The sequence below is a fragment of the Micromonospora sp. C28SCA-DRY-2 genome, assembly GCF_030519475.1.
GTDB lineage: Bacteria > Actinomycetota > Actinomycetes > Mycobacteriales > Micromonosporaceae > Micromonospora.
In genome coordinates, this window is record NZ_JAUMKD010000003.1 from 621,924 (window position 1) to 635,955 (window position 14,032).

Here is a 14,032-nt window from a genome sequence, read left to right on the forward strand (position 1 = left end):
GGCGCGCGACGACAGCGTCTGGCTCACGTCAGCCCGGCCAAGAAGTGGCGGATGTCCCGCAGGTCACCGCCCCCTGCTGCTCCCAATCTGCTTCCCCCCGATCCGAAATGCCTAAGAGAGTAAACCCGCACCACGATCAGCTGCGGCGCAGCACCAGCGTCACGAAGCCCAGAACGTCGCGGTACCCGCGCAACCACTGGTCGCGGTGCTCCCGGGCGACGGTGAGTGCCTCGGCGGCGTCCGGATGACCGGGATTGTCCAGCGCCCACTCGGTGAGCGAGCCGACCCACGACCATTCGTAGTCGTCCCACTCGGCGGCGTCGCTGACATGGGCGTACACCGGCGCCCAGCCGGCCTGCTCGGCAGCGTCGACCAGGCCGGCGAGGTCGGTGAATTCCGCCGGCTTCACACTGAGCGCCGCGAGTGCCTCCGGAGTCGGCGGGACCTGCCAGAACCCCTCACCGACCAGCAGGATGCCGTCGGCGTTCACATGCCGACCGGCCAGCTCCAGCGTCCCGGCGAATCCACCGAACGCGTGTGTCGAACCGACGCACAGCACCAGGTCGTAATCGCCGTCGGGCACGTACGTGCGGGCGTCGCGCTCGTGCAGCGTTAGCCGGTCGGCGAGGCCGCGTTCGGCGGCGGCGCCGGCGGCACGTTCGAGGGCGTACCGGCTGACGTCCACGCCGTCCGCGTGCCCGTCAGGGTAGTGAGCGAGGGCCTGCAGCGCCCAGGCTCCCTCTCCGCAGCCGAGGTCGAGGACACGAGCCGCCGGTTGGCGGCCCGCTCGGCGCAGGAGTCGGTTCAGGTTGACACCGGAGATCGGGGCCGCGATCGGGTGGTGCGAGTGCGCGATGCTGCTGAGCCGTTGACGATCCATCGTCGAAGTCAACACGAGTCCGGTCGCGCCCGCACTCGGGTTGTCGTGCCGTGCACGTGTCCGGGGCAGGAGTGCGCAGCCGATCCCGGGCGATCCGGGCGGCAGCTCATCGCGGCAGTCTGATCAGTAGTGGGCGAGCACCTGCACCACCGGGTGACCGAGCAGCTGAGCCACCCGGGCGAGCTCGGTCCCGTCGAGTTCGGATCTCGCCCGAGTCGGGTTCATGGCACTCACCTCGAATCGCGCGAACCGGATCGGCTCCTCGTAGTGCAAACTGTCCAACTCGGCGGCGGCACCGCAGCACGGAACCAGCACGTCCAGGCTGTCGAAGCTCGCTCCGCCGTTCTCCCTGACCACATCGCCCAGCCAGTCCAAGCTGATGTCCGCCTCGCATCGGGAGCAGGCGATCCGGGTGGTGTACTCGCCAGCGTCGATCAGGGTCACCCGGTCGTAGAACGTGACCTCCACCCGCTCGACCGCATCACCCTGGCCGTAGAACAGTTCCGCCACATAAGCAGCGGCGGAGGCGGCGGCCTCGACCGTGGGCTGCCACCGCTGGTCGTCAGGGATCAGACGGATGTAGCTATCACTCACGATGCCTACGATGCCTCCTCCCCTGACGGACGGGCATGGCTGACGCGCGCCTGGTCGCCCGCTCATCGGTTGACTGGACGCGTACCGCTAGGGGATGTCCACCCAGGTGCCCGGTGGGTGCGGCGGAAGGCGGAGGTCCACGAGCACCCCGACATGGTCACTCGCCCACACCCCGTCAACCGGCTCAGCGAACACTCGCCGGCAGTTCAGCACGTCGAGGGTTGCCCCATGCGGGCCGCACCGGACCAGGACGTAGTCGATTCGGCGCCCCCGGTCCAGCGGCATCTGCCCGGCCCGCACCAGCGGATTGTCCGGCGAGAAGGTGTGCCCCGGCTCCGCGCGGTGAACCGCCTGCCAGCAGTCCTGGTAGCAGACGCTGACGCCAGCCAGCGACTGCCGGCCGGTCCAGAAGCGGACGCTGGCGGCGTCGGGTGTCGCGTCGAAGTCGCCCAGCAGCACCACGTGCGGTTCGGTGCCCGGGCCGTCCGGGTCGAGCGGTTCGGACCGCTCGGCAACGAGTTCCTCGATGTGCCGGGCCGTCCGCACCGCCTGCAGTTCCCGCTCGTACTCGGCGTCGTACTGCCAGGCGGGCTTGTGATGGGCGATGAGCACCGGTCCCAGCGGCGGCGGCGCCGCGACCTCCACCACGACCGCGGCACTCCATGGCAGCACCGCGGTGCGCGGGGTGACATGCAGGTCGACAACACCGACTGTACGCACCGGCCACCGGCTGCCCAGCACGGCGCCGACCCCGTCGGCCGACCGCCCCGGGTGCGGTACGAGGTGATAGTCCGGCCCGAGCAGGCCGGCGGCCTCGTCCACGTCCCCGCCGCCGGCGACCTCCTGCAGGGCCACCACGTCCGGCCGCAGCTCGCGCAGCCCGTCAACGAGCACCGCCCGACGGCGTGGCCAGTCGGCGAAGAACGGCGCAAGGACGTTCAGGGTCAGTACCCGCAGGCTGGCAGGCTTGTCGGCCATCACACCATCCTGTGCCCGATGCCGAGCCCCGGCAACCGGGATGGCGCACGGAGCTTCGAGCCCTAGCCCGACCGTGCGCCGTGCGCGTTGATGGCCGCCACCAGTTCACCGAACATCGCCTCGTAAGCCTCGCTGAGGCTTTCCACCAACTCGTGCGGCAGAAGGTCGGTTGTCCAGACCACAGTGGCTACGCCGTCGCCGTCCGTCAGCACCCGCATCTCGGCCTGGTGGTGCTCCGCCCCGGGGAACCCGGGGATCGTGTAGACGGCCCGCATGGTCGCGGGATCGACGGTCACGTTGCGCTCCCAGATCTCGCTGCCGTCGGCCAGCGTGACCACGCGGTAGTCGCCCTCTTGGCGCTCGCTCTGACAAGCTGAGAAGACGTGCACCTCCGAGCGTGTGTAGCGATCCAGGAAATCCCACGCCACGTCCGCCGGCACCGTCAGCTTCGCCGCACGATAAATGGATCCCATCCGCCCCACTCGGTCACTCGGTTCGGCTGTCGGCCTCGCCGCCAACCCTTGCACATCCGACGATGGAGGGGAATGCGGCGGGCCATTCCGCGGGAAGCGGCTGAGCGCACCTCCCATCGTGGACGCCGACGAGCTTCCGCTGCCGGCGGCCGCGCTCCCGGCTGTCCAGCTTCACCTGCACCGTTCGCCGACAGCCGCCGGCATCCTCGACGAGCGGCATCCTGGCCGACAGCTCCTATCGGCTGCCGCCGGCCGGACGGCCCGGACTCACCTCAGGTGCCGGGCGAAGAACCGGTTCCCGTCGTCCCCCTCGAAGGGCGGGACGCCGGTGTGCCCGCCCATGTTGGCGTGCAGCGTCTTCTCGGTGGAGCCGAAGGCGTCGAACAGGTCCAGGGCCAGCTGCCGGTCGTTTCCCTCGTCGTCCCACTGCAACAGGACCAGCAGCGGAATGGTGACCTGCCGGGCCTCCTCGACCATGGCGCGGGGCACGAAACTGCCGGCGAACAGCAGGGCGGCCGCGATGCGCGGCTCGACCACCGCCAGCCGGAGACCGATGGCGATCACGCCTCCCGAGTACCCGACGGGGCCGCGGATCCCGGGCAGCGCGAGGAGGGCGTCCAGGGCGGCCCGCCATTCCGGGACCGCCTTGTCGACCAGCGGGCGGACCAGCCGGTCGACGACCTCGTCGGGGACCGGTTCGCCGGCCTCCAGTGCCCGGCGCAGGTCGGCGCGGGCCTCCTCGGCGACGGCGAAACGGGGCCGGTCGCCGCCGCCGGGGAGTTCGATGGTGGCCGCGGCGAAGCCCGCCGCCACGGCGTGCCGGGCCCGGGCCACCAGCCGGGGGTACATCCTGCGCAGTCCGCCGGGGTGGCCGACCAGGATCAGCGGCGCCGGTGCGGATGCGGATTCGGGCGTCCACAGGACGCCGGGGATCTCGCCGAGGCTGAATTCGCGCTCGAGGACGCCGCCGTCGAGGCGCTGTTCGGAAGTGAATCGCACGGTCGTGCCTTTCGGGAGTGCTCGTGAACGGCGCTCCCGGACGACCTATCGCCCGACCGTGACCCCGGAGGGGAGCACCCATGTCGATACGTTCACGGGTACCACCTCCTCGCCCTCTGGCACGGCCTCCGGCAAGGTAGCAGTGGCCGCCGTGGTCCGCCCACCGGTTTTGCGGGGCCGCGAAAGGCGGTCCCGCTCAGCCGGCACGATGCAACGGACTCACAGCCGCTCACCGCCTCCCGAGAGGGACCGCGGACCGAGCCGGTGACCGACACCGGGCACCGCGGCGGCCCCGGGTCACAGGACTCAGGAATAACGGCAGTCGAGCGGTCAGCCGGCGTAGCGTGGTTCGCTGAGCCGGCGGCGGAATTCCGCGTGAGCGGTCTGGAGGACGTCGTTGAGCCGCTCGAGCTCGGACTCGGCCGGTTCTCGCCGCAGCCCGACCCCGATCTTCAACTCGCCGTCGACGATCGCCACGTCGAGGCGCTCGAGCAGATCCGTGGGGATCCTGGTGATGACGAACTCGCGGAACGCGTCGGCGATCGTGCCCGCCATGTCGCCGCACCCGCAGGTGCGGCCATCCAGGACCGCGCCGAGGTGGCTGCGGCCGATCACCGCGTCCCGGTGTACGGGATCGATGACTGCCAGGCCCTCCTCCAGGACCGTGCGGGCCTCCGACAGCCGTGCCTCGTGCTGGAGGAAGAGGCCGAGGGCGATGCAGGCCCGCCCCACGGTGTCAGGATCGCTGCCGCGGCGGGCCTGGGTCACCGCCTCGCTCAGCCGTTGCTCCGCCGGGCCCACCTGGCCGGCCTCCTTCAGCGCGAGACCCCAGTTGCGCAGCACCTGACTCAGCAGCTCCGGGCGACCGATGCGCGCCGCCCTCGCGTGCGCCGACGCGTACGTGCGCAGCGCCGCCTCGGTGTCGCCGGCTTCGTCCTGAGCCATCGCCAAGCCGAGCGCTGCCATCAGCGCCTCGTCCTGCCGGCCCTGCCGGTCGTACGACGCGAGCACGCGCTCGATCGCGTCGACCCGCCCCGCCTGGTCACCGAGATCACGCCCGAGGTTCGCCAGCACGGACAGGGCGTTGAGGGTCGCCTGGTGGTCGACGCCGAGCCGCTCCTCCAAGGCGGCGACCAGGGCGGTGAGCAGGGACTTGGACGCCGGGTCGTCGTGGTCCAGCATCCGGACAACGGCCTGCCCGACCTGCTCGACAACCTCGTCCGGCAGTTGGTGCAGGCCCACGAAGAGCGGCTCGCGGGTGCCACCGGCGTGCACGATCGCCGCTCGCAGCGCCAACGCGGAGGCCACCCGCTCGTGCCCGTTGCGCCACAGGTTGGCCACCGCCTCCTCGACGACCTGCCGGGCGCCTGCCACGTCGCCACGCTGCCGCAGCAGGTCCGCCAGCGGTTCGAGGCCGAACGCGTACCCGGCATGCTCCCGTCCGTAGAAGGCGAGCCGCTCCTGCACGCCGTGGCGTAGCTCCGCCTCGGCCTCGTCGAGTCGTCCGGCCATGCGCAACGCCAACCCGAGGTTGAGTCGGTAGGTCAACTGGTCCTTGCGGGACTCGTGATCGCGCGGCGGCGCGGAGGCGGCGCGGCGGAAGCACTCGATCGCGCGGTCGAGTTGGTCGGCGTTGAGCAGCACACTGCCGAGGTCACACTGGGCCGAGGCCCATTCCGGGCTGCCGGGACCGTATACGTCCGTCGCGGCCTGCAACTCGCGCGTCATGAGGTCCTCGGCGTCGCCGATACGGCCCTCCCGCAGCAACCCGAAGGCCACCTCGACCGGAGCGAAGGGTGTCGTCACGAGCGGCAAGTCTAGGGCCCGCCCACCGACGCTCGCGCACCCCTGGGAACACCTCGAGCCAGGCCAACCCGGCGCGACCAACCAACCCAGCGGGTCTTCGCCGACCCGTCGGCGCCGAGGAGAACCGGCCACGCGGGCTCGTCCGCGGCGCCGAGCAGGGTCACCCCACTGGCCGCGCACACGTCCCGCCACAGCGCGTCCGCACCGCCGTCGGTCAGGAACAAGGCGGTGACCGGCACCCCGCGTCGGGCCAACCGTTGCCGGTACCGGCGCAGGTGCGTCGTCAGGTGGACGCCCGGGCAGAACCCTGCTCGCGTGCTCGCCCTGGCGGTCAAACAGTCGCGCTACGCCCGGTGAGACCTGCCCGGCCGCCCGGACCCGTGAGGGTTCGCCGATATCCTCCGAACCGTAGCGATGACCCACTGCTAAACGAGACCCGGCCAGAGAGTCAGCACGAGGACACCGAGTCCGAGGGTGAAGTCGAGTGCGCCACACCATTCGGACAGCGACCTCGAGACGACTTGGTGGCGCCGCCAATGAGCGAGGTCCCACAGGGCATGCCCGACGAGTCCGGCCGCGATCAGCACGCGTCCGGCTTCCGGAGAGAGCCAGAGTGCGCCGAGGCTGATCGCGACGAATGCCACAGCGGCATAGGGCTGCCATCGGTAGAGGTCGGACCTCGTCCAGGTACGGCGGATGAGGCCCGTGACGATCGCCGCGACAATGATCACGACCATCACCGCCAGCTCGACGACTGGCCCGGTCGAGGTGAGTCGAGTGGCCAGCACCAGGACCACCAGCGCTCCGACAATCGACCAGGACCAGCCAGGTCGGACGGATGCGGCTATCACGACGTAGCCCGTCGTCGCCAACATCAGTACCAGTAGCACGCCCGAGAGGCTCTGCGGGTCGTCGGTGGCGAGTCGCGAGACCGCGAACGCGACCCCGAGCGCCGCGGGCCAGCGATTCAGCAGCGCTCGCATCTTGCTGGGCGGCTGTCCAGGTCGATTTGGAATTGAGTGGTCGGAGACGGCGGATTCAGCAGCTGAGCACGAGGATCGCGAAGAGGCCGGCGAGGGGCATCGGTCGGCGTGGCCGGCACGTGCTCGCGCTCCATCCGGCGGGCCCGCCGGGGCGGCCGGGAAGTTCGTTCTCATGACTGCAGTCTCGGCCGGTTCCGGGACGGTCCCAAGATGCGGAGCGCACCGGTTTCCCATGCGGTTCGTCCCGTCGACCCATGCGCCCCGCCCGGGTCGGCGGTGACGCCGGCCCGCCGGGACGGCGGTAGCGCCGGGCCGCCGGGACGGCGGTAGCGCCGGGCCGCAGGGACGGCTGATCAAGAGGTGACGAGGACGGACGTTACAGCCGGCTGGAGAGCACGCCCGGGACGGCCGGACGCCTCAGGCGGGGTCCCCACCGGATCGCCTGACGATCGAGGTGTCATCGGCGAGACGGCCGACACTCGCCTCGAGAAACCCCGGGGTACGCCGCGCACAGCCAGTCGAGGACAACCCCAGAGATGTCCGCGGGCATCAGTGGTCAGACTCTGCTTGGCGGCGTCAGAGAGCGGGCGGCGGCGGGTGCGGCAGCGGGTGGGCGCCTTCTGGGCGTAGGCCGTCGAAGATGATGGCAAGGTAGCGCTGCCACAGGTCGGGCGAGGCGTCCGGCGCGTAGCTGGCGACGTAGTTGGGCGCGCACATCAGCAGGATGACGTCGGCGCCGGTGACGTCGGCCCGCACCGCGCCGTGTTCCCGAGCCCGATCGACGAGCTTGTGCACGGAGCGGAACATCCGCTCGCGGGCCCTGGTGACGTCCGCGTTCAGTTCGCCGGCTTCCTGGAGGAACGACAGGTCGCGTTGCCGTTGTTGGTCCGCGGCGACGGTGAGGAACTCCAGCAGCGCGGCGCCCGGGTCCGCCGCGTCGAGCAACTGTTCGCCGACGGCGTTGAGCGCGTCGATCCGATCGAGGACGATCGCGGCGAGCAGGTCGTCCTTCGTGGCGAAGTGGCGGAACAGGGTGCCCTTGCCGAGACCGGCCCGGCGGGCGATGTCGGCGACCGAGACGTCCAGGCCACGCTCCGCGAACTCATCGGCGGCGGCTGCCAGTAGCAGCCGTCGGTTGCGGGCGGCGTCGGCACGCAACGGGCGGGTCGGGGTCACGCGGCCACCCTAGCAAGTTGACCGCCCGGTCCGTTTATTGCTAGCTTCGCGACCGATAACATGACCAGTCGGTCCGTTTATGGGGGAAGCGCATGAAGGCAGTTGTCGTGACCGGCTACGGGCCGCCCGAGCAATACGCCGTGGGCGATGTGCCGGTGCCCCAGCCCGGGCCGGGGCAGATCCAGGTCCGGATCGCGGCCGCCTCGATCAACCCGGCGGACGTCCGGCTGCCCAGCGGGGATTTCCGCGACGTCGTACCGCTGGGGTTTCCGCACGTGCCCGGCAACGACTTCGCCGGCACGGTCAGCGAGGTCGGCGCCGGCGTGACGGCCTACCAGGTGGGCGACGAGATCTTCGGTCAGGCCGTGCCGCGGGCGCTGCGGGCGATGGCCGGTGCGACCCGGCCGTCGCTGAGCACCGGCTCGCTGGCCGAGTACGCGGTCTTCGAGGCCGACACCCCGTTCCTGGCGCATCGCCCGGCCGGCCTCGACATCGAGCAGGCGGCCGCCCTGCCCACCGTCGGCCTGACCGCACGCGCACTGATGGCCACCGCCAAGGTGCAACCCGGCGAAACCGTCCTGGTCGTCGGCGCCACCGGCGGCGTCGGAACCGCGCTGATTCCGCTGCTCGCCGCCGCGAACGCGCGGGTGATCGCCACCGCGACCGCCACCGACGCCGACATCCTCCGAGCGCTCGGCGCTGACGACACCATCGGATACGGGGAATCCGAATACCCCTCCGACGTAGACGTCGCCGTCAACCTGACCCTGCCGAGTGACCATCTTGCCGGAGTCGCAGGCGCCGTCCGCCCGGGCGGACGGCTCCTCACGATCACGTACCCGGTACCGCAGCAGGACTGGATCGGCCGCGACGACGTCAGTCTGCACTTCGTACTCGACATGGGCGGCACCTTCGGCGGCATGCGGGACGTCGGTGAGCTGGCGGTCCGCGGCGAACTACCGGCCACGATCGGCCGCCGCTACACCCTCGACCAGGGCGCTCAGGCATGCGTCGACTTCGTCCGCCGGCACACGACCGGCAAGCTCGTCGTCACGATGTGAAACCCACTGCCATCGGCACTTCTCGACAATCCGACCGTCCGATGACCGGGACAGGATCACCACGTGACAGTTGACATCCGCGAACTCCAGCAAGCATTCGACGACGCCGAACTGCATGCCGACACCGACCGCTTGAACGCCCTGCTGGCGGATGACTTCACGTCCATCGGCGAGCGGGGCTACCTCCTGGACAAACGGCAGTGGATCGACCGACACGCCGACTTCGCCTACCTGTCCCTGACGACAACCGAACTCGACGTACGCCGCTACGACCGCGCCGCGATCGTGCGCTGCGTCCAGCGCAGCCGGGCGACCTGGCGCGGTGAGGCGATGACACTGACAGTCCGGCTGAGCCAGACATGGATCGAACTACCGGATGGGTGGCGACTCGCTGGCATCCAGTTCAGTTCGCTCGACCCAGCCTGAACGCCTCATCCGCGATCCCGGGCCCACGCAGCGCGTGTACGGGTGAGTGAAAGGGCCCGTTGCTACTGTGCACGGGTGATCCTCGGGCGGACGGAGGAACTGGCCCGGCTGGACCGGCTGCTGACCGCCGCCCGGGCTGGTGACGGCGGCGCCCTGGTCATCCGCGGCGAGGCCGGGATCGGCAAGTCGGCGCTGCTTGACCGCATCGCCGCGTCGGCGAGGGACATGTCGGTGCTGCGCGGTGTGGGCATCGAGTCGGAGATCGAGGTGCCGTTCGCGGGTCTGCACCTGTTGTTCCACCCGTACCTGGACCGCGTCGAGGCGCTTCCCGGGCCGCAGGCGGCGGCGCTGCGGACCGCTCTCGGCCTGACCGCGGCCGGTGCCGGCGAGCGGTTCCTGGTCGGTGCGGCCACGCTGTCACTGCTGTCCGAGCTGGCCGGGGATCGGCCGCTGGTGTGCATCGTCGACGACGCGCAATGGTTCGATCGGGCGTCCGCGGACGCGTTGCTGTTCGCGGCCCGGCGGCTGCGGCGCGAGCCCGTGGTCATGTTCTTCGCGGTACGCGACGAGGCCGGGCGCTTCACCGCCCCGAGCCTCGAGGTGCTGGCATTGTCGGCGCTGGACCGGGCCAGCGCCGGTTCGCTTCTCGACCAGCGGGCGAACGTTCTGGCCCCGGCGACGCGGGCCCGCATCGTGGCCGAGGCGGGCGGCAACCCGCTGGCGATCCTCGAGTTCGCGGCCGCCCTCACCGACCGGAAGGCCGGCGGGCGTCCGTGGTCGACGCCCGTCGAGCCGTTGCCGGTGACCGAACAGGTGCAGGAGGCGTTCCGGTCCCGCATCGGCGACCTCCCCGAGGCGACGCAGCGGCTGCTGGTGCTGGCGGCCGCGGACGACACGGCCGAGCTCGCCGTGGTGGTGCGGGCGGGCGAACGGCTCGGGCTGTCCGCGGCCGACCTGGAACCGGCCGAGCGGGCCCGGCTGGTCCAGTTGACCGCTGAGTCGATCAGCTTCCGGCATCCGCTCATCCGGTCCGCGGCCTACCGGGGCGCGGCCCGCGGCTGGCTCGTCGCCGCGCACCGGGCGCTGGCCGAGACGCTCGACGGTGACGCGTCCGCCGACCGCCGCGCCTGGCACCGGGCCGCCGCGACCACCGGATCTGACGAGGCGGTGGCCGCCGAACTCGAAGGCGTCGCGCGGCGGGCCGCCCAGCGGGGCGGTTCGGCGGCCGTGGCGGCCGCGCTGGACCGCGCGGCCACCCTCAGCAGCGACCCGGGCCGCAAGGCAAGGCGGCTGGTCGGCGCGGCCCGCGCGGCGTACGACGCCGGCTGGCTCGACCGGGCGGCCGTGTTCTCGGCGGCCGGCGTCGACCTCGCCACCGACCGGCCGACCCGCGCGGAGGCGGCCTGGATCCAGGCTCAGGTCGCCTACGAGCGCGACTCCCCCGCTGCGGCGGCGGCGCTGATGGTGCGGGGCGCCGCGCCCATCGTCGCGTCCCATCCCGAGCAGGCCGTGTCGATCCTCACGGACGCCGTCGGGTGCGCCAAGGACGCCGGCGCGCCCGACGTGATCCGCGAGTCGGCGGACCTGCTGAGCACCGTACCGCTGGAGCCCGACTCCCCGCTGCGGCCGGTGGTCGCCGGGATCGTCGGATTCCGGAATCTCCTCGACGGCAGCACGAGGGAAGCCGTCACCGGAATGCGCGCCCTGGTGACCGCCGCGCGGTGCGGTCGGGTCACCGGGTTCGTGGAACGGGTGCTCGCCGGGTACCTGGCACTGATCGTCGGGGACGACGAGGCCGCGACCGAGACGCTGGAGGCTCTCGCCGCCGACACGCGCCGGCAGGGCGCGTTGGGCTGGCTACCGTACGCCCAGGAGCCGCTGGCGATATCGCTGCTGCTGCGCGGTCGGTTCCGCGACGCCGAGACTGTCGCGGCCGAGGCGCTCGACGTGTCGACCGACCTCGGCCAGGACACCCAGACCACCATCCTCACCGCCATCCCGGCCTGGTTGGCCGCGATCGCGGGCGACGCGGTCGCCTGCGAGGCGATGGCGGGCCGGATGCTGCGCGCCGCGTCCCGGCATCCCACCAACGCCGCCCTCGCCACCTGGGCGCTGGGGCTGCTCGACCTCGGCCGTTGCCGCTACGACGCGGCATCCCGGCATCTCGACGCGGTGTGCGCCGGTCCGGCCCGACACGACTTTCCGCTGCGGGCGGTACCGGACCAGGTCGAGGCGGCGGTACGCGGCGGGGATTCCGCACGGGCGGCCCGGTTCCTGCCTGGACTGCGCGACTGGGCCGAGCACGTCGGTCAGCCGCACGCGGCCGCGCTGGTGCGGCGCTGCGATGCCCTGCGCGCGGTCGGCGCCGAGGCGGAGGCCCACTACCACGCCGCCCTCGCGCTGTTGTCCGACGCCGGGCGGCCGTACGACCATGCGCGCACCGCGCTGCTCTTCGGCGAGTGGCTGCGCCGGCAGCGGCGCCGGACCGAGGCGCACACCCACCTGGCCGGCGCGCTGTCCGGCTTCGAGTCGCTGGGTGCCGAGCCGTGGGCGGCCCGGGCGCGCTCCGAACTGACCGCGCTCGGCGACCGACCGGTGGCCCGGCCGCGCGACCGCGATCCGCTGGCCCGGCTGACCCCGCAGGAACGCCAGGTGGTGCTGCTGGCCGCGGCCGGGCTGAGCAACCGGGACATCGCCGCCCGGCTGTTCCTCAGCCCGCGCACCATCGGCTACCACCTCCACCGCGCCTATCCCAAGCTCGGCGTCACCAGACGCACCGAGCTGGCGGACCTGGCCGCGCGCGCTACACCTTGACCATCGTCGACGCGTACCCGCCGCCCGGCCAGACCCAGCGGCCGGTGTTGACAGTGAAGTCGTCGTTAAACGTGCCTTCGAACCTGGCCGGCGAGCTGCGGTCGCCGAACCAGATCGTGAGCCTGTTGCCGGCCACCTCGTACGTGTACTCGAGGATCTCGCCGGACTGACCGAAGAAGTGCGACCGCAACGTGCCGGTGTCGGTGTCGAAGCCGATGTACTCGACACCTTTGGTGCCGTCGCCGTCGTCGCCGAGGTCGACCTCCTGGATCAGGAAGCGGCCACCCTCCATCCACCGGTAGGTGACGCGGCCGGGTTCCCCGCCGTCCCATCCAGACACCCGCCAGGTGCCGACCAGAACGGCCAGACTCCGAAGGGCCTGGTCCCGGTCGGCGCTCATCGCAGCCCTCCGATCTCGGACCGGCGGGCGTACGCGACGGCGGCCGCCACCAGCAGCAGGACGAGCGGCAGCCAGGGCGCGACGCCGAGCGCGACGTTGGTGACGGTCGCGCCGACCAGCAGCGCGGTCACGCCGAGCGCGGCGAGCCCGCACAACCGGGGAATCAGCAGGCCGACGGCGCCGGCCAGCTCGACCAGGCCGACCGCGTAGCGGAACCACTGGCCGGCGCCGATCTCGGCGAACAGGTCGACCATGGCGGCGTCGCCGATCAGCTTCAGAACCCCGCCGGCGGCAAGCTGGAGCGCGAGAACGGCCTGCGCCACCCAGAGGGCGACGGCGACCGACCGGCGGCTGGCCGGCAGGACGACGGTACGACTGTTGCTCATGACGGATCTCCTCTGCGACGGTTGATCGATCGTCACGAGGACGGTATGACCGGGGCTATCAGTAGCCGCATCCGTCGCCATACCTGACCGCGGCAGGTCAGCCGCGTCTCACTTCCCCACCGGAAAGTTCCGTAACAGGATTCCCACCGACACCGCCATCAACCTCGCTGCCACCCGGGCCATCGTCGGTGCGATCACCGGTGGCGTGGCCGCCGCCGTCCGCACCGGCACCGTCCGCTGGTCAGCGCAACAGCGGTTCTCGTCACCGGCGCTCAGCGGCAACGCGTCGACGACAGCCGCTCCGCCGACTGAGCCGAGGGCTTCATGTCGGTTTCGTGGACGTGCCGATCGGGGTCGTGTCACAGCCGCAGCAACGCGGGGGTTGCCTCGACCTTGCGGAGCCGGCCGAGTGCGTACGCGGTCGAAGCCGTTACCGCGTGCGCTGCTGCACACCTCCTCTAAACCGTCCTAGGACATCGACTCAGGGCGACCAGGGGCGAATGTGCTGGCGTTGTTGCCGTTCCATCGCACAGACCTTCGCTCACGCCGTCACCTGCCGGCCGACGCGTCTCATCACCTTGCCGAGGAGGTCATGGAGGTCGGCTTCGACCAGGTCCAGCAGGCCGCCGCCGAACACGCACAGCGACAGCTTCCTCGGATGGCCGAAGGCGCCGAACCGGAAGTCCTCCGCGAGGTAGATGTAGTAGTCGCCGTCGGGGTACGGCAACAACGGCCAGCCAGGCCGGCCGGGCGGATCGATGTTCTCTGGCCCAACCAGTATGTCGACCGACGCGCGTTCGCTCCCGCGCAAGCACCGCCGGCCCGAGCAGCCAGCATTACCGGCACCGTCCACAGGCTGCATCTATCGATCGTCTTTGGACGCTGGCGCGACGTGTCGCTCCCCTCGACCCGAGAACGTGAGCTCGGACGAACCCACCTCCACCACGCCGCCGTCCGGTGGCGATGCTACGGGCCGCGGCCCGGGCGCCGACCTGCTTCGACACCCTCGCGGCAGTGCACGGGCATCTTCGACTCTGCGTACCTACCCGCCGGGTG

14 protein-coding genes are annotated in these 14,032 nt (G+C 71.5%); 3 read left to right on the forward strand and 11 right to left on the reverse strand.

The features are described from left to right. Nucleotides 1-136: 136 nt before the first annotated feature. The 8 genes from Q3W71_RS16420 to Q3W71_RS16455 all read right to left on the reverse strand — a co-directional run bounded on the left by Q3W71_RS16420 (nt 137) and on the right by Q3W71_RS16455 (nt 7,889). Nucleotides 137-880 carry a cyclopropane-fatty-acyl-phospholipid synthase family protein gene (locus tag Q3W71_RS16420; protein ID WP_302920203.1) on the reverse strand — a complete coding sequence of 248 codons (744 nt, stop codon included), beginning with the start codon at nt 878-880 and terminating at the stop codon, nt 137-139. Between the two features lie 123 nt (nt 881-1,003). Next, entirely contained in the window at nt 1,004-1,474 is a 471-nt protein-coding gene (locus Q3W71_RS16425) for a hypothetical protein (RefSeq protein WP_302920204.1), read from the reverse strand. An 87-nt stretch (nt 1,475-1,561) separates the two neighbouring features. Continuing rightward, complete coding sequence (locus tag Q3W71_RS16430) at nt 1,562-2,452, reverse strand: endonuclease/exonuclease/phosphatase family protein (protein ID WP_302920205.1); 891 nt, start codon at nt 2,450-2,452, stop codon at nt 1,562-1,564. Nucleotides 2,453-2,514: 62 nt separating this feature from the next. After that, nucleotides 2,515-2,925: an SRPBCC family protein gene (locus tag Q3W71_RS16435; protein ID WP_302920206.1), complete on the reverse strand. Its 411-nt coding sequence runs from the start codon at nt 2,923-2,925 to the stop codon at nt 2,515-2,517. A gap of 267 nt (nt 2,926-3,192) precedes the next feature. After that, nucleotides 3,193-3,924, reverse strand: a complete 732-nt coding sequence (locus Q3W71_RS16440; protein WP_302920207.1) for an alpha/beta hydrolase — start codon at nt 3,922-3,924, stop codon at nt 3,193-3,195. 330 nt (nt 3,925-4,254) lie between these two features. Beyond that, a complete protein-coding gene (locus Q3W71_RS16445) occupies nt 4,255-5,730 on the reverse strand; it encodes a hypothetical protein (RefSeq protein ID WP_302920208.1) in 1,476 nt (491 codons plus the stop codon). Nucleotides 5,731-6,155: 425 nt separating this feature from the next. After that, nucleotides 6,156-6,713, reverse strand: a complete 558-nt coding sequence (locus tag Q3W71_RS16450) for a hypothetical protein (protein ID WP_302920209.1) — start codon at nt 6,711-6,713, stop codon at nt 6,156-6,158. Between the two features lie 576 nt (nt 6,714-7,289). Further along, nucleotides 7,290-7,889: a TetR/AcrR family transcriptional regulator gene (locus Q3W71_RS16455; protein WP_302920210.1), complete on the reverse strand. Its 600-nt coding sequence runs from the start codon at nt 7,887-7,889 to the stop codon at nt 7,290-7,292. Nucleotides 7,890-7,981: 92 nt separating this feature from the next. Here Q3W71_RS16455 and Q3W71_RS16460 point away from each other — a divergent pair, with 92 nt between their 5' ends. The 3 genes from Q3W71_RS16460 (at nt 7,982) to Q3W71_RS16470 (ending at nt 12,190) form a co-directional block, all read left to right on the forward strand. Continuing rightward, nucleotides 7,982-8,950, forward strand: coding sequence for an NADP-dependent oxidoreductase (locus tag Q3W71_RS16460; RefSeq protein ID WP_302920211.1), 969 nt, complete (start codon nt 7,982-7,984; stop codon nt 8,948-8,950). A 63-nt stretch (nt 8,951-9,013) separates the two neighbouring features. Next, the gene (locus Q3W71_RS16465; RefSeq protein WP_302920212.1) at nt 9,014-9,376 is read left to right on the forward strand and encodes a nuclear transport factor 2 family protein; all 363 of its coding nucleotides are present in this window, start codon (nt 9,014-9,016) and stop codon (nt 9,374-9,376) included. A 75-nt stretch (nt 9,377-9,451) separates the two neighbouring features. Then, the gene (locus tag Q3W71_RS16470) at nt 9,452-12,190 is read left to right on the forward strand and encodes an AAA family ATPase (protein WP_302920213.1); all 2,739 of its coding nucleotides are present in this window, start codon (nt 9,452-9,454) and stop codon (nt 12,188-12,190) included. Here the strand turns inward: Q3W71_RS16470 and Q3W71_RS16475 are convergent. From Q3W71_RS16475 to Q3W71_RS16485, 3 genes are all read right to left on the reverse strand, one after another. Beyond that, complete coding sequence (locus tag Q3W71_RS16475; RefSeq protein ID WP_302920214.1) at nt 12,180-12,590, reverse strand: hypothetical protein; 411 nt, start codon at nt 12,588-12,590, stop codon at nt 12,180-12,182. The two genes, Q3W71_RS16470 and Q3W71_RS16475, sit on opposite strands and share 11 nt — an antisense overlap. Continuing rightward, complete coding sequence (locus Q3W71_RS16480) at nt 12,587-12,976, reverse strand: DoxX family protein (RefSeq protein WP_302920215.1); 390 nt, start codon at nt 12,974-12,976, stop codon at nt 12,587-12,589. Before Q3W71_RS16480 ends, Q3W71_RS16475 begins: the two co-directional genes overlap by 4 nt. Nucleotides 12,977-13,517: 541 nt before the next feature. After that, nucleotides 13,518-13,838, reverse strand: a complete 321-nt coding sequence (locus Q3W71_RS16485) for a DUF2716 domain-containing protein (protein ID WP_302920216.1) — start codon at nt 13,836-13,838, stop codon at nt 13,518-13,520. Between the last annotated feature and the right edge of the window lie 194 nt (nt 13,839-14,032).